The organism is Pseudoxanthomonas sp. OG2 (assembly GCF_014192765.1).
GTDB lineage: Bacteria > Pseudomonadota > Gammaproteobacteria > Xanthomonadales > Xanthomonadaceae > Pseudoxanthomonas_A > Pseudoxanthomonas_A beigongshangi.
In genome coordinates this window covers 890,963-912,523 of sequence record NZ_JACHYM010000001.1, presented here as the reverse complement: position 1 = coordinate 912,523, position 21,561 = coordinate 890,963, and the positions used below count along the sequence as shown (strand labels likewise).

Genomic DNA, 21,561 nt, shown 5'->3' with positions numbered 1-21,561 from the left:
CCGGAAGGAGAGTGCCGTTCAAGCGGGCAGGTACTTGTCCCACAGGCGGTTGCGGAAACGGCGTTGCGGATCGACCTGGCGCTTGAGCGCGGCGAAGGCGGCGGCTTCCGGATAGGCGCGGTGGAACTGCTGCGGCGTGGCATGCAGCCGATAGGGCAGGTAGTAGCGTCCGCCCAGCGCCAGCGCGGTGTCGACCAGTTGCCGGGTCCAGGTGCCGGCCTGCCGGTCGGCGCCGGACCAGGCGCGCTGCTTGTGGTACAGCACGAAGGAAAACACCTCCTGCGGCGCCCATTTCAGCAGCGATACCGTATCGGCCGGCGAATGCCGGATCGAGACGTTGAGCGCGTTGACCTCGTGCCGGCGCAGGATCTCCGCCATCTTGCGGGCGAAGATCGCGAATGACCGCACCGGGATGAAGTACTCCTGCAGCAGGTAGGTGGACACCATTCGCGTGCGTGGTTCCAGTGAAGCGGCGTCCAGGCTGGCCTCGTGGTTGCGCATGACCACCACGGGCTCGCGCAGGATCCGATCGGTCTGGAACTTCTCCCGCAACGCCCCGCCGCCCGGCAGTTCGGACGCGGTCCAGATCAGGTTCTGCTCACGCCCGTAGTCGAGATGGCGCGGCACCAGCCGTTCGGCGAGGGTAAGCGGCTGATCGGTGCGGGTCCAGCTGATCGCGAGGGGGCGGTCGAAATCCGGCGGCATCAGATCGGCGTTGTGCAGCAGGATGCCGGGTCGCGCGTGGACGTGTTCGCGGAAGAACTCCGGATACTCGTCCAGCGCCACCCGCTGCGCGTCTCGCCGGATCGGGAAGTTCTCGTCCAGATCCAGTTCCACCTCGGTGACCACGCCCAGGCCGCCATAACCGCCCAGCACGGCGGAAAACAGTTCCGGAGAGCGCTGCCGATCCAGTTCGTGTACCCCGCCGTCGGCGGTCACCAGTTGCAGCGCGCGCACCGAGTGCGCGAGTGGACCGGCGCCAACGTAGCGGCCATGGCAGTTCACCGACAGCGAGCCGCCAATCGAGAAATTGCTGTAGCTCTGCATGATCCGCACCGCCAGATCGTGCGGATCCAGATGATCCTGCAGATCCCGCCAGCACATGCCGGCCTGCACGCGCGCGGTGCGTGCCTGGACATCCAGGTGGAGCAGGCGCTTCATGCCGCGCATGTCGACGTGGGTGGAACCGTCGGCGGCGATCTGCCCGCCCATGCTGTAGCGTGCGCCGCCAATCGAGATCGGCCCGCGGGTCCGGCGCAGCGCCTGCTGCAGGACCGCGGTGGTGGTGGGGCGGAGCTGGCCAGCGACCGGAATGTGGTCGATGTCGGTGACATCGCTGACCGCACCGGCCTCCGCGTCGTCGCGACGGCAGCCGGCGGCGGCGGCCGCGCCGCCGAATGCCATGGCCTGCAACAGCCTTCGGCGCTGGCGTTCGGCTTCAGTCCGCATCGGCCGCGACATCAGCGGCGAAGCACCAATGCCACGGCTCGTAGACGATGCCGTGCGGGTTGTCGCGCGGGTAACTGAGCGAGAAGCCGAATGCGCCGGCGTTCGCCACCAGCCATGCGAATGCGGCGGTGTGCTCGAAGCTCTCCTCGGCGGGAGGCTCGTCCGGCGCGCCGATGTCCAGCGCACGGCCGCTGTGATGCTCGCTGTAGCCGGGCGCGGCGTTGACCGAGAGGATCTCCTCCACCGTCTGTCCGCGCGCGAGCTTGCGTTCGAAAATGCCGAGCTGGTAGTCGTGGCTGCGGTAGCCGGAAATGGCCTCCAGCACCACGCCCTCGCGCGCGGCGGCGTCGCGCAGGCCCAGCCAGGCGCGCGCGGCGGCGTGGATCAGCCACAGCGCACGGCGGTAGCGATCGAAACCGGCGAAGGCCAGCGTGTCCGGCTCGGCCACCAGCGGCAGGCCCGTGCGTTCGCCGTAGCTGTCGTCCAGGCCCAGCGCATGGAGATGGTCGCGCAGTGCGTCCAGCGGCAGTTCGCCGGCTTCGCCCCGCCAGGGGCCGCGTCCGCCGCCGTCGTGGTCCAGCCGATCCAGCGCCGCCTCGATGCCGGGCTCGCGAGGCAGGCCCGGTATCAACGGCATCAGTCCCTCGGGCAGTTCCGCGGCCAGGTAGCGGCCGTCGCGCTTGCGTCGCAGCACCCGCCGGGCGCGGGCGAGGATGCGCGCATCGGCGTTGCCGCGCGCGCGCAGCAGGCCGCCGGGCCACAGTTCCACGTCGGGCGTGTTGAGCAGGCGGGTCTTGAGCGGAACCGGGGGCGTGTGCATGCCCGGCAGCTTAGCGGCGCGGCGCGGAGGCCGCCACTTCGCGCAGTCCGTCCAGCAATTCCCGCGGTTTCTCGGGACTCAGCAGCACCAGCGGACCGTCCCGCAGCGGCAGCACCAGCACCCGCGCGCGGTCGCTGATCAGGCAGAACGCCTTGGCCTTGTTGCGCAGGCGGTAGTTCCCGGCGGTGAACGCGGGCAGGCTGAAACCATTCGTCTTCAAGGCGGGCTTGAGTTCGGTGTGCTCGTCGAGATTGACGATGCGGGCCTTGTCCAGATCGATGGCGCTGACCGGGACTTGCTTGCGGAACATGGTCGCGGTGATCCGCAACTGATCATGTTCCAGCTGGATGCGGCGGCGGCGCAGCAGTACGTGCAGGACCGCGCCGACCAGCAGCATGAAGGGCAGGGTGAACAGCAGGCCGCGCGGCACGGTTTCGCTGGTGTTCCACAGCACGGCGCCCGCCGCAATCGCCATGGCGCTGGTCATCGGCAGCCACAGGCCGAGTAGGGTCCAGCGGTCGAGCGGGGCAACGGTGAAATCGCGGGTCATGCTCAGTGTTCCTTGATCCAGCGGGCGGTGTCGGCGATGAGTTGCGGATCGACCTGGCCGGGTCGCTGGTACTCGGACAGCGTGCCGGCGCCTTCGCCGGCGATGCCCAGGTGATTCAGGGCCGGGTAGTGCCGGAAGGTCGCTTGGCGATCATTGGCCAGTCCGCTGCGCCAGCGCTGCCAGTCCGCATCGACGACCTGGAAGTCGCGGCCGCCCTGCAACAGCAGCAGCGGCAGGTCGAGCGCCTTGGCCTCGGCGACCGGGTCGATGGCCTCCAGCGAGCGCCAGTAACGGGCCGGCAGGCCCAGCGGCGTGTCGGTGGAATCGTCGGGCGCGTTGCCGCGCACGTTGGCGATCTGCGCATCCAGCTTGTCCAGGAACGCTTGCGCTTCCGGCGTCGTCGGCCCCCGCTTGGCCAGCAGGTAGCGGTTCTGTTCCGGCAGGATCGTCAGCAGCGAACGCGCGGGCGCGGCGAACAGGATCAGACCGGCCACCTGGCCGGAGCGTTGCGCGATGCGCGGCGCAAGCATGCCGCCCTGGCTGTGGCCGAGCACGAATACGCGCTTGCCGTCGATGCCGGGCTGGGCGCGCAGGGTGGCGATCGCGGCGACCGCATCGTCGGTGACTTCGTCATCGACGGTGAACGACTTGCCGCCGGTGAAATCCTGCGGACGCGCCTTGCTGCGCTTCTCGTAACGCAGCACCGCGATGCCCTGCGCGGCCAAGCCGCGGGCGATATCCAGGAACGGGCGGTTGGGGCCGATGGTTTCGTTGCGATCCTGCGGACCGGAACCGTGCACCAGCACCACGGCGGGGAAGGGACCCGCACCCTTGGGCATCGCCAGGGTGGCGGCCAGCGCCTGTCCACCGGTGCCCACGGTGAGTTCGCGCTCCTGGTATGCCGCGTCGGCGGGGACCGGCGTGGCGGCTTCCGGCGGTGCCGGTTGCAGCAGGAAGCCGGCGACCTTGCCTTGTGCATTCACCGCGACTTGCGCGTTGATCGCGCCATTGGCGAACTCCAGCCGGGTAAGTGCGACCTGCATGCCCTCATGCGCCGCGACCCTGGGCTCGCCGCGCGTGCGCAACGCGCCCATCTGCGCCGGCAGCGATTCCCACACGGCCTTCAGCTTGTCCTGCGGCACGGCGGCGGCCATCTCCGGCGAGAACATCGCCTCGGCGGCGGCGTAGTCGCCGGCCTGCAGGCGATCCAGCAGGCGTTCGGCAATCGCATCGGCGGTGTCGGCGGCGAAAGCGGGCGGGGTGAACAGCGCGCCCAGCGCCAGCACAATCCATAACGCAACGCGCATCTCAAGCCTCCTTCTTGAACACCATCTGCACCGCGGCCATCGGGGCGGGCACGATGGTATTGACCAGTTCCCAGCCTTGCGCGCCCAGGCGATTGAGTTCGTTCTGCAGATCCTCGCGCTTGAGGCCGCCCATCAGGCCGGGCTTCACTTCGATGACCTGGTAGGTCCAACGCTTGCTCATGTCCTTCTCCTTGTCCGGGTCGCGGTGGACCGCGAGCTTGCGCCTGTCGTGGCGCGATTACTCGTCGTCGCTGTCGGCGTCTGGCGAGGGCGACGGTTTGGGCAGGCGCCCGGCCTTGCGCAGCGCATCGCGCAGCACGTATTCGATCTGCGCGTTGAGCGAACGCAACTCGTCATCCGCCCAGCGCTGCGCCGCGTTCAGCACGTCGGCGCTGATGCGCAGGGGATAGGCTTTCTTCTCGGCCACGACGCCTGCCTTCCGCCCGGCTCAGTACAGCGAGCCGGTGTTGACGATCGGCTGGGTGCTGCGATCGCCGCACAGCACCACCAGCAGGTTGCTGACCATCTGCGCCTTGCGCTCCTCGTCCAGCTGCACCACGCCGTTCTTCTGCAGTTCGGCCAGCGCCATCTCGACCATGCCGACCGCGCCGGCGACGATGCGGGTGCGCGCAGCGATCACCGCGTTGGCCTGCTGGCGTTGCAGCATCGCCTGGGCGATTTCCGGCGCATAGGCCAGGTGGCTGATGCGCGCGTCGATGACCTGCACGCCGGCATCGGCCAGGCGCTCGGCCAGTTCGTTCTTCAGGTGCTGGGAAATCTCGGTGGCGTGGCTGCGCAGGGCCAGCTGGCCTTCCTCGTGCTGGTCGTAGGGATAGCTGGTGGCCATCGCCCGCAGCGCGGATTCGGACTGGATGTGCACGAAGCTCTCGTAGTCGTCCACGTTGTAGACGGCCTCGGAGGCATCGACCACCTGCCACACGATGACGGCGGCGATCTCGATCGGGCTGCCGTCCAGCTCGTTGACCTTGAGCTTGCCGCTTTCGAAGTTGCGCACGCGCAGGCTGACCTTCTTCTTGGAGTAGAAGGGGTTGTTCCAGCGCAGGCCGTTGTCCTTGACGGTGCCGACGTACTTGCCGAACAGGCTGACCACCGCGGCCTGGTTGGGCTGCACGGTGTACAGGCCGATCAGGCTGAAGAAAGCCAGCACGCCCAGGATGACGCCGGCGGCGATCCGCATGCCGGAGACGACGCCGGAATACTTCGGATCGGGGCCGATGCCGGTGACGAACAGCCAGACGGCCAGGGCGGTCACGGCCAGCAGGGCGAGCAGGAAGGGGATGCCGGGCAGCGAGCGGATGGGGTTCTCTTTCATGGTGGTCTCTCCTTGTTGGCTGGAAAGATATCAAAATGATATCACTTGGCAAGTGCCGTCCGTCGGCCGGGAAGGGCGGGGAGCCTGGCCGGTAGAATGCCGCTCCCTCCCCGCATCGGAATTCCGTCCCATGGTCGACCTCGGCACCCCGCTTAGCCCCCACGCCACCCGGGTCCTGCTGCTGGGGTCGGGCGAACTGGGCAAGGAGGTGGCGCTGGAGCTGCAGCGGCTGGGCGTGGAAGTCATCGCCGCCGACCGCTACGCCGACGCGCCGGCCATGCAGGTCGCGCACCGCTCCCACGTGCTGGACATGCTGGATCCGGCCGCGGTCCGCGCGCTGGTCGCGCGGGAACGCCCGCACGTGATCGTCCCGGAGATCGAGGCCATCCACACCGACACCCTGGTGGCGCTGGAAGCCGAGGGCGCGGCCCGGGTCATCCCGACCGCACGCGCCGCCCGCCTGACCATGGATCGCGAAGGCATTCGTCGGCTGGCCGCCGAAACCCTCGGCCTGCCGACCTCGCCGTACCGCTTCGTCGACACCGAGGCGGAGTATCGCGAGGCCATCGCCGCCATCGGCCTGCCGTGCGTGGTCAAGCCGGTGATGTCCTCCTCCGGCAAGGGCCAGAGCACGGTGCGCGAAGCCGCCGACATCGCGCCGGCCTGGGAATACGCGCAGACCGGCGGCCGTGCCGGCGCCGGCCGCTGCATCGTCGAGGGATTCATCGACTTCGACTACGAAATCACCCTGCTGACCGTGCGCCACGCCGGCGGCACCTCGTTCTGCGAACCCATCGGTCATTTGCAACGCGACGGCGACTACCGCGAGAGCTGGCAGCCGCAGCCGATGTCGCCGCGCGCGCTGGAAAACGCGCAGGCGGTGGCGCGCGCGGTCACCGACAACCTGGGCGGCTGGGGCGTGTTCGGGGTCGAGCTGTTCGTGAAGGGCGACGAGGTGTGGTTCAGCGAAGTCTCGCCGCGTCCGCACGACACCGGCCTGGTTACCCTGGTCTCGCAGGAACTGAGCGAATTCGCGCTGCACGCGCGCGCCATCCTTGGCCTGCCGATTCCGGTCATCCGCCAGCAGGGCCCGTCGGCCTCGTGCGCGGTGCTGGCGCACGGCCATGGCGTGCCGGTGTTCTCGAATGTGGACAAGGCATTGGTGGCGCCGGACACCGCGCTGCGCCTGTTCGGCAAGCCGCGCGTGGAGGGCCATCGCCGGGTCGGCGTGACCCTGGCGCGCGCCGCCGACATCGACACCGCCCGCGCCATCGCGCGCGACGCTGCCGAAGCCCTCGGCATCGAACTCAAGTAAGGATCGGACCATGAACGGAAATGAAGGCTACGCGGTGTTCTTCTTCCCGCAGGCGCTGGAAGCGCTGGGCGAGGCGATCAAGCCCTATCTGGTACAGGTGGAAGGTGGCGAACCGCACATCCTGTGCCGGGAGATCGACACCGCCGGCGCACTGATCGAAATGACCCTGGAAGGCCTCGCGCCGGACGGCAAGACCGTGCAGATCGAAGTGATGATCCCCGGCAGCATGGTCAAGATGATCGTCTCCGCACGCAGCGACGGCGCCATCGGCTTCAGCCCGCGCACGACGGTGGTGGGGTCGTAGGCGCCCCACATCCCGTATTCGCGACTCACGTCGCTCCCACAGGAAAACCCCCTTGTAGGAGCGACGTGAGTCGCGACGGGAAAACAGATGGGCCGGGAATGTCGGGGACGCGCGAGCAACCATCCCCATGTGTTGCGCTTTATCTCAGTCGGTCGGATTGCGGTCGCGACTTACGTCGCTCCTACGGGTAAAAGAACAGCCCTCAGGGCAGAAGATCCGCCCACACCAGATGATGGTCGCTGCCGTCGGCGATGGCGGCGTCGGCTTCCGCTTTCGCGGGCCAGAACACGCCGCCGCCCTCGTAGGCGAAGCCGGTCGAGGGCAGGACGTAGTCCAGCCGCATCGCGCCGGCCTTCGGACCGAAATCGCCGGTGACGTGGCCGGGCGCGCCGCGACGGGCGATGCCCTTGGCGGCATAGGCTTCGGCGGTCTCGGCGCCACCGCGGCTCTGCGGGGTGGCGTGGCGCATCACCCGCGGATGTTCCAGCAATTCCAGGATCGCCTCGTGGCGGCCGTCGCCATCGACCGGATCGTTGTTGAGATCACCGGCGATGATGAAGCGCGCCTCCTGCGCCAGCCCGCCGCAGACGCCCGCGTCGTCGCACAGCCAGGGCTTGTCGCCCGCGCTGATGTATTCGTGCCACAGGCGCAGCTCGTCGTGGTTGCGCGCACCATTGCGATCCTCCGGACCGTCGAACACCGGCGGGGTCGGATGCGAGACCAGGAAATGCACCACGCCGGAGGGCATACGCACCGGCACGTCCCAGTGCGACTTCGACGACAGCCGCAGCTTGGACCACACCTCGTCGCGATACCAGGATTTGCCGGTGGCCGGATCGATCGGACGCGCCGCGCCGGGCAGGGCGCTCCAGCGCAGCAACTGGAAGGTACGCACCTGCGCGGCATCGATGGGATGCTTCGACAGCACCAGCATGCCGTACTGGCCCGGGTGCAGGCCGTAGCCCCAGGCATCGTTGCCGCGCGCGCGGCCTTCGCCGCCGGCTTCGCCGTTGTTGTCCAGATCCAGCCCGCTGGGCACGCCGGTGTTGACCGGCGCCAGATAGCGGTAGGGATAGCGCAGCGCTTCGCCGCCGCCGGGCTGGGCCACTTCCAGATAACGCTGCTGGAACAGATCCGCCGCCCGATGTGCCTCGTCGTAATCGAACTCGTTGAGCAGCACCAGATCCGGCCGCACCTTCTGCAGCACCGCGGCGATCTTGCGCGCATGCGCGCTGTCGCCTTCCAGCTCGCGGATCACGCCGCCGGCTTCATCCGAATACAGCGAGGTGTTGTAGGTGGCCACGCGCAGGCGCGCGGGGCTGTCGGCGAGGGCGGCGGCGGGATCACCGTGCACGTTGACGTTCACGCAGGCAGTGAGCAGGGAAAGCAGGCAGGCGGGCAGGAGTAAGGTTCGCATGCCGCCATTCTGACATGGGCGCCAGCGCCGCCGATGACAGCGCGGTTACGGATCCGGCGGCGGCTGGAAGTCCCGCCATCCGCGGCCGTCGTAGGCTTCCAGCGGCTGGAAGCGGCGCTTGTAGTCCATCTTGCGATGCCCGTGGATCCAGTAGCCCAGGTACAGGTGCGGCAGGCCCTCGCGGCGCGCCCAGGCGATCTGGCGCAGGATCGCCAGCGTGCCCAGCCCGCGCGCGGCCAGATCCGGATCGTAGAAGGTGTAGACCGCCGACAGCGCTTCCGGCAGCACGTCGGTGACCGCCACCGCCAGCAGCCGTCCGTGTTCGCGCAGTTCCAGGAAGCGGCTGTTGGCCCAGCTGCCGATCAGGAACTGCTCGAACTCGACCGCGCCGTGATCGTCCATGCCGCCCAGCGGATGCCGTGCGGTCAGGTAGCGCTGGTACAGCGCGACGTGCTCCTCGCTGCGCTCGGCCACCATCACCCGCACGTCCACGTCCGGATTCTGCCGCGCGCAGCGGCGCTGGCTGCGATCCGGCTGGAACCGTTCCACCGGAATCCGCACCGCCACGCATGCCTGGCAGCCCAGGCAATGCGGTCGGTAGACGATGTCGCCGGAGCGGCGGAAACCCCATGCCAGCGCGTTCGGATAGAACATCGGCAGGCGCGGATCGCGCGGATCCAGCACCAGATCGCGCGCGTTGCGATCCGGCCAGTAGCCGCAGGGATGTTCGCCGGTATGGAACAGGCGCAGGTCTTCGGCCGGCTGCGGAGGATTGTTGCCCATCACGCCCCCGCCAGTTTCGGCGCGAGCCAGACGAACAGGCCGCCCGCCGTCGCGCCGGCCAACGCGCCGGCGACCAGATCGCGCGGCACGTGCCGGCGCAGTTTCAGCCGCGACCACGCCACCAATGCGGCGAACGCCAACCCGGCGATGCCCCAGCCCGGATGGAGCTGCGACAGCAGGATCGCCGCATAGATGACGAAGGCCATGTGCAGCGACAGCTTGCACCACCGCGCGCCCAGCATCGCCACCGCGATCAGCGCCGCCGCCAGGATCAGTCCCAGCGCCAGCTGCACCGGCTGGCCGGCGACCCAGCCCAGCACCGCCGCCAGCGCCAGCGCGACCAGCAGGAAGCGGTTCAAGGTCCGGCGTTCCTCGTGCCGGCTCGCGTCCACGTGCTGCCAGCGGCCACGCCGCACCTGCCATCCCGACCAGCCCATCACCAGTGCGGCGAACCCGGCGAAGCCCAACGCCATCCACGCCGCCTCGCGCACGCCCAGGGTGCGCGTGGCCAGCAACAGCGCCGCCACCGGCAGCACCAGCATCGGGTGTCCGAGAATGGAAACGGCGCGGGCGAAGGCGTGGACCATGCGGCCAGCATACTGCGCGGCCGTCGTCGCGGCGCATGCGACCGGCTGGAAGCTGAATCCGTTCGTCGCCGCGTCAACCGTGGCGGCCGCCGGGCGTTTTCCCGGTCAGTGGCGCAACCGCGCCGCGTGATCAGGAGAACCCGAACATGACCCGCAACAAGACCCTGCTCCTGGTGGCCGTGCTGACCGCGCTCGCCGCCGGCACCGCCTTCGCCGCCACCCAGTCCGCGCCGGCCGCAGGCGCCTCGCGCCCGGCCCTGGACAAGAACGGCGACGGCGTCGTGGATCGCGCTGAAGCCGCCGCGCATCCGCGCCTGGCCGAGCGTTTCGACACGCTCGACAAGAACAAGGACGGCAAGCTCAGTGCCGAGGAACGCCCGCATCGCCGACACGGCATGGACGGCGGCGGCCACCGTCGTGGTCAAGGCGGCATGATGAAGCAACTGGACACCGACGGCGACGGCCGCATCAGCAAGGCCGAGGCCGGCAAGCAGCCGCGCTTCGCCGAGCATTTCGCCAGGATGGATGTGAATGGCGACGGCTATGTCGACGCCAAGGATCGCGAACTGCGCGGCAAGCAGCGCCGTGACGAATGGTTCGTCGGCGCCGACACCGACAAGGACGGCAAGCTGACCCGCGCCGAGATCGACGCCGCCGACGCCAACCGGCGCGCGCAGTTCCAGCAGCGCATGCAGGCGCGTGGCGCCGAGCGCTTCGCCGCCGCCGACGCCAACAAGGACGGCCGCATCAGCCGTGACGAAGCCAAGGGCAAGTCGCGCCTGGCCGAGCGCTTCGAACAGCTCGACGCGAACAAGGACGGCTTCCTCAGCCAGGACGAACTGAAGCCGCGTTCGCCGCGCTGAGCCGCGCAGTCCACCGTTCCATCGCACACCGGCCGCCACGCGCGGCCGGTGTCGCATTCGCGACCGCTCCCTGGCAGTTGCTGGATTATTTGTAGGAGCGACGTCAGTCGCGACGGGAAAATCAAAGCGCCCGAAACCCTCGGACGTCCGGCCATCCATCCCCGGCAGGGCATCCTTCAATCGGCATCGACCACGGTCGCGACTGACGTCGCTCCTACCCGCAAATCCGTTGTAGGAGCGACGTCAGTCGCGACAGGGAAATAGAAAGGCCGGAAATCTTCGGGTGATCGTCCATCCATCCCCGGCAGAGCGTCCTTCAATCGGCATCGACCACGGTCGCGACTTACGTCGCTCCTACGCGCAAATCCCTTGTAGGAGCGACGTCAGTCGCGACGGGGTATCAAACGGCCGGAAACATCGCGTACGGGCAGAATCCATCCCCAAACGTCCCGAGCCGCATGGGATCAGGCTTGCCTGCTTGCGGACGAATGAGATACCAAAGGCAACCCGCTCAGAACACCAACCGCCCGCTCGCAACCAACCCATACAACAGACCGCCGAACCCCAGCACGAGTCCCACGGTCACCCCGATGATCTGCCACTTGCGCCGGCGTGCCGCGTCGGCGGTTTCGGTCACCGGGTCCAGTTGCATGTCGCGCGCGCGCCGGCGTGCCAGGATGCGCGGCAGCCAGCGGCTGCACGACCACATGATGCCGCCGCAATAGGCGGCGGTGAGCAGCAGGTGCGGAATCCAGCCCGGTACCTTCTGCAATGCGAGGGCGCCGGCCAGGAACGCCAGGATCATCACCGTGTTGACCGTGCCGTAGGCAATCAGCGCCCGCCGTTCCCGCGCATCCAGCGGATCCCGCAACTGCTTGCGGATGCCGAACCAGACCGATCCGATGCCGCCGACCAGGCCGACGGCCACCGCGCCGAACGACGCGCCCAGCACCTTCAGCAGGCCCTTGCCGGCCAGCGCCGAACCGGTGCCCAGTACCGCCGCGGCGGCGGTCGGTGGCGCGCCCACCGCCAGCGCGCCCAGCACGATGCTGGCGAACGCCGCGCCCGGCGCGCTGCTGCGGGCGAACTCGCCGAAGTGCTTCATCAATTCCTCGCGCACGTAGCCACGCGCCCGCGACAGGCGCTTGCGCACCGCCGCGTCGGTCAGCCCCAGCAACTGCGCGACCTGCTGCGAACTCTGGCTCTCGCGGTAGTACAGCAACAACACTTCGCGGCTGTCTTCCGGCAGCGCGGCGATGACATCAGCGGCCACCCGTTCCTGCTCGGTCTGCAGCACCATTTCCGCCGGGGTTGGCGCGGTGTCGGTGGCCAGTTCGATGGCGATGTCGGCCACTTCGCCGGTCATCGGCCGGTATTGCCCGGCGCGCAGGTGATCGCGGGCCAGATTGCGGGTGATCTGGCGCAGCCACGGCAGCAGGCTGTCCGGGTTCTTCAGGCTGCCCAGGTGCTTCCAGGCCTTCAGGAAGGCTTCCTGGGCGATGTCCTCGCTGGCGTGCACGTCGCGGGTGATCGCGTAGGCGATCGCGGTGACGGTGTTCTGGCACGCACCGATGATCCGCCCGTAGGCATCGCGGTCGCCCCGCTGGGCGGCGGGAAACTCATGGCGCAGGGTCAGTTCCAGCGTGGCGGCGGTCATCGGTGTTCGGCTCCAGGCGGCTATGGAAGCACAGACGCCCGGGGAGACGCGATGTGACCCGGTGCCGTTTCCGCCCCTTCCCCCGCGTGCGGGGGAAGGTTGGGATGGGGGCAAGGTTCCAGCGTTCGCCGGAATGACGGGGCAGGGCAATCCGGAAACCCCGTCATCGTCATTCCGGCGCGATGCATCGATGTTTGCGGGGAGTGGGCTGCGGCGTTGGCCCCCACCCCAGCCCTCCCCCGCACGCGGGGGAGGGAGCGGTATCCGTACGCTGCCGGGCTGATGCATGCTCCGCCCCTTCCCCCGCATGCGGGGGAAGGTTGGGATGGGGGCAGGATCCTTCTGCGTTCGCTGGGACGACGGGCAAGGAAGCGATGACGACTGGAAAAACCGAAGCCTCCGGAAACCTGCAACGCCCCAGAAAACTCAAAACCGCCCCGACACCTTCATCGACACGATCATCCCGCCCAACGCCAGCACCGAGGCGAGCACCACGCCGGTCGCGCCGTACATGCTCTCGTACAGCCACGCGCCGCGTTTGTGTCCACGCCGGGCGATATCGCGCGCCACCATGGGCTTCATCATCCGGCGCAGCGGCACCAGGCACTGGTAGTTGATGACGGCCATGCCGATCGCCGCCGCCAGCGTCATCGGCAACCAGCTGCGGCTGAGGGCGGCGGCGGCCATGATGCTGACACCGACCGCCGCCGCGGTAGCGGTGTTCATGCGGATGAAGCGGCGCAACTGCGCGCGTTCGGTCTCGGTATCGGCAAAACTCAGCAGCAGGCGGCCACCGAAGTACGTGCCCAGCGCACCACCGACCACGCCGCCGATCACCGCGCCCAGCGAGAAACCGGCGGTGACGCCGCCGTGGGCCAGCGTGTCGTAGGCGCCCATCAGCGTGCCCATCGCGGTGCCGCCGGACAGCGACGAAATGCCCAGCCCGCTGGCGCCCAGCTTGCCGGCGCTGGCCGAACCCACGCCGACCGCGCCGGCGCCGATGGCGATGGCGGCGCTGGCGACCGGCGCCGCACTCATCAGCCCGCTGACCACCAGCACGGTGAAGGCCGCGCCGGGCGCGGTGGAGCGGGCGAACTCGCCGAAACGCTTCAGCATTTCCTCGCGCACGATGCCACGCGCACGCGACAGGCGCTTGCGCACCGCCGCGTCGCTCAGGCCCAGCAATTCGGCCACCTGCAGCGAGCTCTGCCCTTCGCGATAGAACAGCAGCAGGGTTTCGCGGGCATCCTCCGGCAGCGACGAGATGATGTCGGCGGCGGCGATTTCCTCCTCGGTGCGCAGCAGGCGTTCGGCCGGCGAGGGCGAGGGATCGGCGGTCAGGGTGATCGCCAGTTCCGCCGCTTCGCCCGACATCGGCTTGTGGTGCTGGGTGCGCAGGTAGTCGCGCGCCAGGTTGCGGGTGATCTGGCGCAGCCAGGGCAGGAAGCTGGCGCTGTTCTTCAGGCGGTCCAGCCGCTGCCAGGCGCGCAGGAAGGCTTCCTGCGCGATGTCCTCGCTGGCCTGCACGTCGCGGGTGATGGCGTAGGCAATCGCGGTGACCGTGTTCTGGCAGGCGCTGACGATGCGGCCATAGGCATCCTGATTGCCACGCGCGGCGGCGGGCAGCTCGTGCTGCAGCATCAGGTCGAGGGTCTGGGCATTCATCGGGGCGGGGCTTCCTTGGGTTCCTGGTCCCCGGGACGAGACCGCCCGAAAAATGTGACCGAGCCGGGTCAGCCTTCGGAAGCCGGCTTCACCTGTACCCGCACCGCGTCGTCTTCCTCGGTCTCGTCGGCGGGCGCGGGTGCCGGCTGCGTGGGCGTGGCCGGCGCCGTGGCCGGTGGCGGAGCGGGCGCGGCCGGGCGCGGCGCGCGGTGGCGCAGCACCGTGAACACCGCCGCCACCGCAATCAGGCCCAGCAGGATAAGGCGGATGCGCCAGGCCCACGAACTCCGCTTCGGCGGCTCGTCCTGGGTGCTGGTGAAAGTCAGCGGCGCCGGACCCGCGCCGGGACGGGTGGTTTCCAGCAGCCCGGCGTCGCGCAGGATCTGGCGCGCGCGCGGCTGGTCTTCCGGATGCCGCACCCATACCGCCGGCTGCAAACCCTTCGGCACCGGTTCGGTATAGCGGAACTGGCTGCCGCGCTTGCCGCGATACGAGCGCTCGTTGCTGATGTGGACCTCGATGCCGGCGTCGCGCAGCAGCTTGGCCACGCCCTCGACGGTTTCCAGACGCTGGCTGGTGAAAATCTGGCGCATCGGTGATCAGTCCCTGGCCGGCACGGCGGCCGCGGCGTGGGCGTCGGGCACCACCCGGATCAGGCCTTCCTGCGCGGTGCTGGCGACCAGCCGGCCATGGCGATCGAAGATCTGCCCGCGCGCCAGCCCGCGCGAACCCTGCGCGCTGGGGCTGTCGATCGAATACAGCAGCCAGTCGTCGGCGCGGAACGGACGGTGGAACCACAGCGCGTGATCCAGCGAGGCCATCTGTACGTTCGGCTGGTAATAGCTGATGCCGTGCGGATAGGTCGCCGTGCCCAGCAACTGGAAATCGGAGGCGTAGGCCAGCAGGGCGCGATGCAGCTCGGGCGAATCGCCGACCTTCTCGCTCAGCCGGAACCACACCTGCTGGAACGGCGGCCGCTTGGGCGGATTCAGTTCGTCGCGCGGATACACGTGGCGGAACTCGAACGGCCCGCGCCGCGACAGCCAGCGCTGCACCTTGATCGGCAGCGTCGCCATCACCTCGGCCGGCACCGGCGGCGCCGGCGTCACGTCCTCGGGCTGCGGCACCTCGGGCATCGACAACTGGTGTTCCGCGCCGGCTTCCTCGCCCTGGAACGAGGCCGCGCAGAAGAAGATCACCCGCCCATGCTGGATCGCCGTGACCCGGCGCACCGAGAAACTGCCGCCATCGCGCGTGCGATCCACCTCGTAGACAATCGGCGCCTCGATGTTGCCGGCGCGCAGGAAGTAGGCATGCAGCGAATGCGCGCGGCGCTCGCCTTCGCCTTCCACCGTCGCCTGCGCGGCCGACAGCGCCTGTCCCAGCACCTGCCCGCCGAACACGTACTTGGTGCCGATATCGCGGCTCTGGCCCCGGAACAGGTTGTCCTCCAGCCGCTCCAGCGAGAGCAGGTCGATGAGTTCGCTGACGACGGGTTCAGGATTGGAAGACACGGCGGCTCGCAGGGCGGGTGCGGGAGGCTGGGGATTATACGGGGCGGGGGCTTGGGGCCTCAGGGCCGGGATTCGGGATTGGAGCATCAGATCGAGAACAGCCCCGCTCTTGCCTCCCCCTTCGCAGAAGGGGGACCGAGGGGGATTTGCTTTTGGCGGGAAACCACCCTGTAAGAGCGACGTCAGTCGCGACCCGATGGCTTCCGGTCGCGACTGACGTCGCTCCTACATGGAAATTCCGTCAGGGCACCAACCGCGCCAAGCCCACCGCCGCCATCACCCGTTCCCACGGGAACAACGGTCCCGGATCCAGCTTCCGCTGCACCTGCACCGCCGGGTCATCGCTCGCCGGCTCCAGCGTCCTATCCAGGTCCTCATGCCCGGCAATCCACCGCAACGCCGGCAGCTGCGAAGGCAGCCAGCGCAGCAACGCAATCAGCGCTTCGATCTGCGCTTCGGTATACGGCTCTTCCATCCGCTGGTGATCGCTCGCCAGCCAGTGCGGATAGCGCCCCATGTTCACCAGCTCGATGCCGATGGCGCGCGGGTTGTAACCGCGCACATGGTGCGCCACCCGATCCAGCGCCACGAACTGGTGCACGCCGCCGTCGCGATCGATGTAGAAGTGCCCGCTGTTGCCGGTGCCCGACCCCGAATACAGGATTTCCTCGCCAAATTGCCGTGCCGTCGCCAGATCCGGCAGCTCGGTGCAATGGATCACCGCCAGATCCACCTGTGCCAGCGGGCGCGGCTCCAGCCGGGTTTCATAGGGCAGGGGAGCGGAGTGCATGGCGGGCGCGTCGGACATGCCGGGCATGCTAGCAGGCCGATACCGGCGCGCGGCTCAAGTAAACTGGCGGCCTGCGCCGCGGCCGTCGCGGCGGGATGACCCCCATGCCCCTGTCTCCCGATTCCCCGCTTGCCCAGTTGATGGCCCGCCTGCCGCGCGCTGGCCAGGTCGAATGGATCGGCCTGCGCCCCGCCCGTGACGTGGCGATGGTGCCGGTGCAGCAGGTCGAAGCCGTCACCGGCGTCGGCCTGGTCGGCGATCGCTATGCCGGCGGCAGCGGCAAGCGCGGCATCACCCTCATCCAGGCCGAACACCTGCCGGCCATCGCCGCGCTGGCCGCGCGTGCGGATCTGCAACCGGCGCTGCTGCGGCGGAACGTAGTGGTCTCCGGCATTCCGCTGATCGCGCTGAAGGAGCGCCGCTTCCGCATCGGCGACGTAGTGCTGGAAGGCACCGACGAATGCGATCCCTGCTCGCGCATGGAAGACGCGCTCGGCCCCGGCGGCTACAACGCCATGCGTGGCCACGGCGGCCTGTGCGCGCGCATCCTGGAAGGCGGCGTGTTCCGCATCGGCGATCGCGTGGAGGCGCTGTGAGCCCGCCCTCCCGGCTTCGTGGCCACTGCATCCTCTCGCACGGTTTCGAAAGCGGCCCCGACGCCACCAAGGTCACTGCGCTGGCGGACGTCGCCGAGCGCCTGGGCTGGACCCACGAACGTCCCGACTACACCGATCTGGACGCGCGCCGCGAGATCAGCTCGCTCGGCGACGTGCCCGCGCGGCTGGAGCGCCTGCGCGGCCTCGCGCTCGCCGCCGCCAGCCGCGGCCCGCTGGTGCTGGCAGGCTCCAGCCTCGGCGCCTACATCGCCGGCCGCATCTCGCTGGACGTGCCGGTGCGCGGCTTGTTCCTGATGGCGCCGCCGACCACCATGGGGCCACTGCCGGGGCTGGACGCCGCGCCCGTGCCGATTTCGGTCATCCACGGCTGGGATGACGAACTGATTTCCGCGCAGCTTGTCGTCGACTGGGCGCACGCCCGCCGCGCGCGCCTGCTGATGGTCGACGACGCGCATCGCCTGTCTTCGCACGTCGAAGCCTCCGCCGACGCCTTCGGCCAACTGCTGGCCTCGCTGTAACGCCTCCGCACCGCGTTCAGCCCGCGTCTGGCCGCGGGCGCGCGACTGCCGCTAGAATCGCGGCCTCGATTCGTCCCAGGTGCCTACGCCCATGCGCCATTGATGCCGCCGTCGCTTCAGACGGCCCAGGTTCCCGCCGGCCCCGCGCCGAGGGAGTTCCCGTGGCATCACATGGAATCCGCATGACGAATCTTTTCCTGACGCTCGACCGCGCGTCGCTGTCCCTGCCCGACGGCAGGATCCTTTTCTCCGATCTCGACCTGCACCTGGACGACCGTCCGACCGGGCTGGTGGGGCGCAATGGCGTGGGCAAGAGCGTGCTTGCGCGCCTGCTGGCCGGAGAGGTCGAACCCACCGCCGGCAAGCGCGCCGCCAGCGGCCGCGTGCACTACCTGCCGCAACAGATCCGCGTGCCACCCGGCGCCACCGTCGCCTCGCTCGCCGGCGTCGATGGCCCGCTGGACGCGCTTGCGCGCATCGAGGCCGGCAGCGCCGACGTGCGTGATTTCGATGCCTTGGGTGAACGCTGGGACATCCGCCAGCAACTCGCGCAGGCATTGGACGCGCAGGGCCTGCCGGATCTCGCGCCGGATCGTGCCGCCGACACCCTCAGCGGCGGCGAGGCGATGCGCGTGGCGCTGGCCGGCGCCTTCCTGTCCGAGGCCGACTTCCTGATCCTCGACGAGCCCAGCAACCACCTCGACGCGCCGCAACGCCAGCGCCTGCACGCGCAACTCGCGCAATGGCAGAACGGCCTGCTGGTGATCAGCCACGATCGCCGCCTGCTCGACAGCTTCGCCCGCATCGAGGAACTGTCGCCGCACGGCCTGCGGACCTACGGCGGCGGCTACGGTTTCTACGCCGCGCGCAAGGCCGAGGAGCAGGCGCAGGCGCAGCGCGAACTGGAGCAGACCAAGGCCGCCGCGCAGCGGCAGGAACGCGCGCTGCGCGAACAACGCGAACGCCAGCAGCGCCGGCAGGCGCGCGGCAACCGCGACGCGCGCGACGCCAACCAGGCGCCGATCCTGATGGGCCTGCGCAAGGATCGCAGCGAGGACAGCGCCGGTCGCTTCGCCGCCCGCCAGCAGGCCGCGCGCGAACAACTCGGCGCGCAGTTGCGTGAGGCCGCGCGCAGGCAGGAGCCGACAGTGGAACTGGCCCTGTTCGCGCCCGATGCGGCATCGGCGCAGGACCGCATCGCCCTGCGGTTGGAAGACGCGGTGCTGCCGTTCGTACCCGCCACCGCCCAAGGCATGAACCTCACCCTCACCGGCCGCCAGCGCATCGGCATCACCGGCGCCAACGGCAGCGGCAAATCCAGCCTGCTCAAGGTACTGGCCGGGCAGGTGCCGCTCTTGTCCGGGCATCGCCGCGCGCACGTGCCGGTGGCGTGGCTGGATCAGCGCCTGGCCGGGCTGGATCCCGCCGCCAGCGTGCTGGCGCAGTTGCGCGAGGCCAACCCGGACGTGGGCGAGGCGGCGCTGCGCACCCGGCTGGCGCTGCTCGGGCTGGACGCCGGCCACATCGACGGTCCCAGCGGAAAACTCAGCGGCGGCGAGCGCCTCAAGGCCGCGTTGGCCTGCGTGCTGTACGCTGCGCAGCCGGCCGGTCTGCTGTTGCTGGACGAACCCGGCAACCATCTGGATCTGGCCGGGCTGGAGGCGCTGGAAAGCATGCTGCGCCAGTACCGCGGCGCGCTGGCCGTGGTCTCCCACGACGAGGCCCTGCTGGAGCGGCTGGACCTGACCCACCGCCTGCAGCTGTCGCGGGAAAGCTGGGCCCTGTCGCTCGCCTGAGCGAGCGCGGGGCCGGTTTTCCGTGTGTTTCCAGCCCCGATCCGGCAAAATTGCCCGGCAAAACCGCGCCCGTCCGCGCCCCGTCGTCCCGAGTTCCGGAGTCCACTTGAAGTTCTTTGTTTCCTGCGCCAAGGGCCTGGAGTACCTGCTCGCCGACGAGCTGACGGCGCTGGGCGCCCACCGCGCCACCGCCACCATCGCCGGCGTCAACGTCGAAGGCGAACTGCGCGACGCCCAGCGCGCCGTGCTGTGGTCGCGCCTGGCCAGCCGCGTGCTGTGGCCCATCGCCGACTACGACTGCCCGGACGAACAGGCGCTCTACGACGGCGCCGCCGCCATCGCCTGGGAAGACCACCTGCGTCCGGAACTCACCCTCGCGGTGGATGCGCACGTCTCCGGCCAGACCATCACCCACGCGCGCTACGCCGCCCAGCGGATCAAGGACGCGGTGGTGGATCGCCTGCGCCAGCAGGGACTGGAACGTCCTTCGGTGGATGTCGAACAGCCGGACGTGCGCATCAACCTGTCGCTGCGCAAGGGCCGCGCCACGCTGTCGATTGACCTCGGCGGCGGCCCCATGCACCGCCGCGGCTGGCGCCGCGAGCAGAACGAGGCGCCGTTGAAGGAAAACCTCGCCGCCGGCGTGCTGATGCGCGGCGGCTGGCCGGCGCTGTACCACGCCGGTGGCGCGCTGCTGGATCCCATGTGCGGTAGCGGCACCTTGCTGATTGAAGGCGCGCTGATGGCGGCCGACGTCGCCCCCGGCCTGCAACGCCACGGCAACGCGCTGCCGACGCGCTGGCTGGGCTTCGACACGCAGGCCTGGCGCGATCTGTTTGCCGACGCCGTCGCCCGCGAGACCGAAGGCCGCCGCGCGCTGCAACCGCGTTTCTTCGGCAGCGATCTGGATTCACGCGCCATCCGCGCCGCCAACGAGAACGCGACCCTGGCCGGCCTGGCCGGACAGATTCAATTCCAGACCCGCGACGTCGCCCAACTGGAAGCCCCCGGCGAAGGCGGCGGCCTGGTGGTCTGCAATCCGCCCTACGACGAACGCCTGGCCGCCGACGCGGCGCTGTACCGCATGCTCGGCGACGCGCTGCAACGCGCCGTGCCCGGCTGGCGCGCCAGCCTGCTGTGCGGCAACGCCGATCTGGCCCACGCCACCGGCCTGCGCGCGCAGAAGAAGTACCAGGTGTTCAACGGCGCCATCGAGTGCGCGCTGATTGTCTGCGATACCGTCGCCGCGCCCGCCCGCGAGCGCAGCGAACCGCGCCCGCTCAGCGAAGGCGCGCAGATGGTCGCCAACCGTATCCGCAAGAACCTCAAGAAGCTCAAGAGCTGGCGCGCCCGCGAGGACGTCACCTGCTACCGCGCCTACGACGCCGACCTGCCCGAATACGCCGCCGCCATCGACGTGTACGAAGCCGAGAACGACGGCGGCACCTACCTGCACATCCAGGAATACGCCGCCCCGGCCAGCATCCCGGAAACCGACGTGCGCCGCCGTTTCAGCGAACTGCTGGCCGCCGCGCGCGAAGTCTTCGCCGCGCCGCCGGAGCGGGTGGCGATCAAGTCGCGCGCGCGTGGCAAGGGCGGCAGCAAGTACGGCCGCTTCGACCAGAAGGACCAGACCCTGTGGGTGCGGGAAAACAACGCCCGCCTGCAGGTCAACCTGTTCGACTACCTCGACACCGGCCTGTTCCTGGATCACCGCCCACTGCGCCGGCGCATGGCCCAGGAAGCGCGCGGCAAACGCTTCCTCAACCTCTTCAGCTACACCGGCGTCGCCAGCGTGCAGGCCGCCGTCGGCGGCGCGGCCACCACCACCAGCGTGGACCTGTCCGGCACCTACCTGGAATGGTGCGGGCGCAATCTGGCGGGCAATAACTTCGGCGGCGCCCAGCACCGCCTCGTGCAGGCCGACGCCGTGCGCTGGCTGGAAGCCGAGCAGGGCGAATACGACCTGATCTTCTGCGACCCGCCCACCTTCTCCAACTCCGCCCGCGCCGACGACTTCGACATCCAGAAGGAACACGTGCGCCTGCTGCGCGCGGCGGTCGCCCGACTGGCGCCCAACGGCGTGCTGTATTTCAGCAACAACTTCCGCCGCTTCCGCCTGGAAGAAAACGAAATCGCCGCCTTCGCCCGCTGCGAGGACATCACCCCGCAGACCCTCCCCCCGGATTTCGAGCGCAACGCCCGCATCCACCGCTGCTGGAAGCTCACCCGCTTCTGAGCCGGACACCGCCGCCTCGCAGATCGGGGCGGCGGGT

The 21,561-nt window shown here is 69.4% G+C and carries 22 protein-coding genes and 1 pseudogene; 8 read left to right on the top strand and 15 right to left on the bottom strand.

Going from position 1 to position 21,561, the window contains the following annotated elements:
* Positions 1-18 precede the first annotated feature (18 nt).
* The 7 genes from FHW78_RS04270 to FHW78_RS04240 are packed head-to-tail and all read right to left on the bottom strand — an operon-like array spanning position 19 to position 5,459.
* Positions 19-1,449 carry an FAD-binding oxidoreductase gene (locus tag FHW78_RS04270; protein ID WP_255443138.1) on the bottom strand — a complete coding sequence of 477 codons (1,431 nt, stop codon included), beginning with the start codon at positions 1,447-1,449 and terminating at the stop codon, positions 19-21.
* On the bottom strand, positions 1,439-2,269 hold the full coding sequence (locus FHW78_RS04265; protein ID WP_183638143.1) for a M15 family metallopeptidase: 831 nt from the start codon (positions 2,267-2,269) through the stop codon (positions 1,439-1,441). Before FHW78_RS04265 ends, FHW78_RS04270 begins: the two co-directional genes overlap by 11 nt.
* A 10-nt stretch (positions 2,270-2,279) precedes the next feature.
* The gene (locus tag FHW78_RS04260; protein ID WP_183638140.1) at positions 2,280-2,819 is read right to left on the bottom strand and encodes a PH domain-containing protein; all 540 of its coding nucleotides are present in this window, start codon (positions 2,817-2,819) and stop codon (positions 2,280-2,282) included.
* Positions 2,820-2,821: 2 nt separating this feature from the next.
* Complete coding sequence (locus FHW78_RS04255; RefSeq protein ID WP_183638137.1) at positions 2,822-4,126, bottom strand: alpha/beta fold hydrolase; 1,305 nt, start codon at positions 4,124-4,126, stop codon at positions 2,822-2,824.
* A gap of 1 nt (position 4,127) precedes the next feature.
* Entirely contained in the window at positions 4,128-4,307 is a 180-nt protein-coding gene (locus tag FHW78_RS04250) for a DUF4177 domain-containing protein (protein WP_183638134.1), read from the bottom strand.
* Positions 4,308-4,364: 57 nt separating this feature from the next.
* Entirely contained in the window at positions 4,365-4,553 is a 189-nt protein-coding gene (locus FHW78_RS04245) for an Arc family DNA binding domain-containing protein (RefSeq protein ID WP_183638132.1), read from the bottom strand.
* A 21-nt stretch (positions 4,554-4,574) separates the two neighbouring features.
* Positions 4,575-5,459: an SPFH domain-containing protein gene (locus FHW78_RS04240; RefSeq protein ID WP_183638129.1), complete on the bottom strand. Its 885-nt coding sequence runs from the start codon at positions 5,457-5,459 to the stop codon at positions 4,575-4,577.
* A gap of 130 nt (positions 5,460-5,589) precedes the next feature.
* On the opposite strand from FHW78_RS04240, the gene purT reads away from it, so the two are divergent.
* Together purT and FHW78_RS04230 are read left to right on the top strand one after the other, a co-directional pair.
* Positions 5,590-6,774 carry a formate-dependent phosphoribosylglycinamide formyltransferase gene (gene purT / locus FHW78_RS04235; RefSeq protein WP_183638126.1) on the top strand — a complete coding sequence of 395 codons (1,185 nt, stop codon included), beginning with the start codon at positions 5,590-5,592 and terminating at the stop codon, positions 6,772-6,774.
* Between the two features lie 10 nt (positions 6,775-6,784).
* Positions 6,785-7,078, top strand: coding sequence for a hypothetical protein (locus tag FHW78_RS04230; RefSeq protein WP_141456134.1), 294 nt, complete (start codon positions 6,785-6,787; stop codon positions 7,076-7,078).
* Between the two features lie 202 nt (positions 7,079-7,280).
* Here the strand turns inward: FHW78_RS04230 and FHW78_RS04225 are convergent.
* The 3 genes and pseudogenes from FHW78_RS04225 to FHW78_RS04215 all read right to left on the bottom strand — a co-directional run.
* Positions 7,281-8,393: pseudogene (locus tag FHW78_RS04225) on the bottom strand (endonuclease/exonuclease/phosphatase family protein); the annotation flags it as partial.
* 147 nt (positions 8,394-8,540) lie between these two features.
* On the bottom strand, positions 8,541-9,278 hold the full coding sequence (locus tag FHW78_RS04220) for an arginyltransferase (RefSeq protein ID WP_183638119.1): 738 nt from the start codon (positions 9,276-9,278) through the stop codon (positions 8,541-8,543).
* Positions 9,278-9,820, bottom strand: a complete 543-nt coding sequence (locus tag FHW78_RS04215) for a phosphatase PAP2 family protein (RefSeq protein ID WP_183638116.1) — start codon at positions 9,818-9,820, stop codon at positions 9,278-9,280. The genes FHW78_RS04220 and FHW78_RS04215 overlap by 1 nt, the downstream gene beginning before the upstream one ends.
* A gap of 43 nt (positions 9,821-9,863) precedes the next feature.
* Here FHW78_RS04215 and FHW78_RS19895 point away from each other — a divergent pair, with 43 nt between their 5' ends.
* Together FHW78_RS19895 and FHW78_RS04210 are read left to right on the top strand one after the other, a co-directional pair.
* The gene (locus tag FHW78_RS19895; protein WP_255431451.1) at positions 9,864-9,995 is read left to right on the top strand and encodes a hypothetical protein; all 132 of its coding nucleotides are present in this window, start codon (positions 9,864-9,866) and stop codon (positions 9,993-9,995) included.
* Between the two features lie 16 nt (positions 9,996-10,011).
* Complete coding sequence (locus tag FHW78_RS04210) at positions 10,012-10,728, top strand: EF-hand domain-containing protein (protein WP_183638113.1); 717 nt, start codon at positions 10,012-10,014, stop codon at positions 10,726-10,728.
* A gap of 511 nt (positions 10,729-11,239) precedes the next feature.
* On the opposite strand, the gene FHW78_RS20135 is transcribed toward FHW78_RS04210, so the two are convergent.
* From FHW78_RS20135 to FHW78_RS04185, 5 genes are all read right to left on the bottom strand, one after another.
* Positions 11,240-12,385: an RNA polymerase sigma factor gene (locus FHW78_RS20135; protein ID WP_183638110.1), complete on the bottom strand. Its 1,146-nt coding sequence runs from the start codon at positions 12,383-12,385 to the stop codon at positions 11,240-11,242.
* Positions 12,386-12,811: 426 nt separating this feature from the next.
* Positions 12,812-14,050, bottom strand: coding sequence for a sigma-70 family RNA polymerase sigma factor (locus FHW78_RS04200; RefSeq protein WP_183638107.1), 1,239 nt, complete (start codon positions 14,048-14,050; stop codon positions 12,812-12,814).
* A gap of 68 nt (positions 14,051-14,118) precedes the next feature.
* A complete protein-coding gene (locus FHW78_RS04195) occupies positions 14,119-14,643 on the bottom strand; it encodes a pathogenicity-like protein (RefSeq protein ID WP_183638104.1) in 525 nt (174 codons plus the stop codon).
* 6 nt (positions 14,644-14,649) lie between these two features.
* On the bottom strand, positions 14,650-15,564 hold the full coding sequence (gene tesB / locus FHW78_RS04190) for an acyl-CoA thioesterase II (protein WP_203322978.1): 915 nt from the start codon (positions 15,562-15,564) through the stop codon (positions 14,650-14,652).
* A 241-nt stretch (positions 15,565-15,805) separates the two neighbouring features.
* A complete protein-coding gene (locus FHW78_RS04185; protein WP_183638098.1) occupies positions 15,806-16,372 on the bottom strand; it encodes an N-acetylmuramoyl-L-alanine amidase in 567 nt (188 codons plus the stop codon).
* An 86-nt stretch (positions 16,373-16,458) separates the two neighbouring features.
* On the opposite strand from FHW78_RS04185, the gene FHW78_RS04180 reads away from it, so the two are divergent.
* The 4 genes from FHW78_RS04180 (at position 16,459) to rlmKL (ending at position 21,524) form a co-directional block, all read left to right on the top strand.
* Entirely contained in the window at positions 16,459-16,950 is a 492-nt protein-coding gene (locus tag FHW78_RS04180; protein WP_183638095.1) for an MOSC domain-containing protein, read from the top strand.
* Positions 16,947-17,489 (top strand): hypothetical protein, encoded by a 543-nt coding sequence (locus FHW78_RS04175; protein ID WP_183638090.1) that lies wholly within the window; start codon positions 16,947-16,949, stop codon positions 17,487-17,489. The genes FHW78_RS04180 and FHW78_RS04175 overlap by 4 nt, the downstream gene beginning before the upstream one ends.
* A gap of 182 nt (positions 17,490-17,671) precedes the next feature.
* Entirely contained in the window at positions 17,672-19,285 is a 1,614-nt protein-coding gene (locus FHW78_RS04170) for an ABC-F family ATP-binding cassette domain-containing protein (protein WP_183638087.1), read from the top strand.
* Positions 19,286-19,391: 106 nt separating this feature from the next.
* Positions 19,392-21,524 (top strand): bifunctional 23S rRNA (guanine(2069)-N(7))-methyltransferase RlmK/23S rRNA (guanine(2445)-N(2))-methyltransferase RlmL, encoded by a 2,133-nt coding sequence (rlmKL, locus tag FHW78_RS04165; protein ID WP_183638084.1) that lies wholly within the window; start codon positions 19,392-19,394, stop codon positions 21,522-21,524.
* Positions 21,525-21,561 lie beyond the last annotated feature (37 nt).

What these genes read in the sequence shown, in the direction of transcription:
- FHW78_RS04250 (WP_183638134.1), bottom strand. Translation starts at nt 4,307, where the DNA reads ATGAGCAAGCGTTGGACCTACCAGGTCATCGAAGTGAAGCCCGGCCTG.
- FHW78_RS04230 (WP_141456134.1), top strand. Translation starts at nt 6,785, where the DNA reads ATGAACGGAAATGAAGGCTACGCGGTGTTCTTCTTCCCGCAGGCGCTG.
- FHW78_RS04170 (WP_183638087.1), top strand. Translation starts at nt 17,672, where the DNA reads ATGACGAATCTTTTCCTGACGCTCGACCGCGCGTCGCTGTCCCTGCCC.
- FHW78_RS19895 (WP_255431451.1), top strand. Translation starts at nt 9,864, where the DNA reads ATGCGGCCAGCATACTGCGCGGCCGTCGTCGCGGCGCATGCGACCGGC.
- purT (WP_183638126.1), top strand. Translation starts at nt 5,590, where the DNA reads ATGGTCGACCTCGGCACCCCGCTTAGCCCCCACGCCACCCGGGTCCTG.
- FHW78_RS04260 (WP_183638140.1), bottom strand. Translation starts at nt 2,819, where the DNA reads ATGACCCGCGATTTCACCGTTGCCCCGCTCGACCGCTGGACCCTACTC.
- FHW78_RS04180 (WP_183638095.1), top strand. Translation starts at nt 16,459, where the DNA reads ATGCCCCTGTCTCCCGATTCCCCGCTTGCCCAGTTGATGGCCCGCCTG.
- FHW78_RS20135 (WP_183638110.1), bottom strand. Translation starts at nt 12,385, where the DNA reads ATGACCGCCGCCACGCTGGAACTGACCCTGCGCCATGAGTTTCCCGCC.
- FHW78_RS04265 (WP_183638143.1), bottom strand. Translation starts at nt 2,269, where the DNA reads ATGCACACGCCCCCGGTTCCGCTCAAGACCCGCCTGCTCAACACGCCC.
- FHW78_RS04185 (WP_183638098.1), bottom strand. Translation starts at nt 16,372, where the DNA reads ATGTCCGACGCGCCCGCCATGCACTCCGCTCCCCTGCCCTATGAAACC.
- FHW78_RS04200 (WP_183638107.1), bottom strand. Translation starts at nt 14,050, where the DNA reads ATGAATGCCCAGACCCTCGACCTGATGCTGCAGCACGAGCTGCCCGCC.
- FHW78_RS04220 (WP_183638119.1), bottom strand. Translation starts at nt 9,278, where the DNA reads ATGGGCAACAATCCTCCGCAGCCGGCCGAAGACCTGCGCCTGTTCCAT.
- FHW78_RS04195 (WP_183638104.1), bottom strand. Translation starts at nt 14,643, where the DNA reads ATGCGCCAGATTTTCACCAGCCAGCGTCTGGAAACCGTCGAGGGCGTG.
- FHW78_RS04255 (WP_183638137.1), bottom strand. Translation starts at nt 4,126, where the DNA reads ATGCGCGTTGCGTTATGGATTGTGCTGGCGCTGGGCGCGCTGTTCACC.
- FHW78_RS04240 (WP_183638129.1), bottom strand. Translation starts at nt 5,459, where the DNA reads ATGAAAGAGAACCCCATCCGCTCGCTGCCCGGCATCCCCTTCCTGCTC.
- FHW78_RS04215 (WP_183638116.1), bottom strand. Translation starts at nt 9,820, where the DNA reads ATGCTGGTGCTGCCGGTGGCGGCGCTGTTGCTGGCCACGCGCACCCTG.
- FHW78_RS04270 (WP_255443138.1), bottom strand. Translation starts at nt 1,449, where the DNA reads ATGCGGACTGAAGCCGAACGCCAGCGCCGAAGGCTGTTGCAGGCCATG.
- FHW78_RS04210 (WP_183638113.1), top strand. Translation starts at nt 10,012, where the DNA reads ATGACCCGCAACAAGACCCTGCTCCTGGTGGCCGTGCTGACCGCGCTC.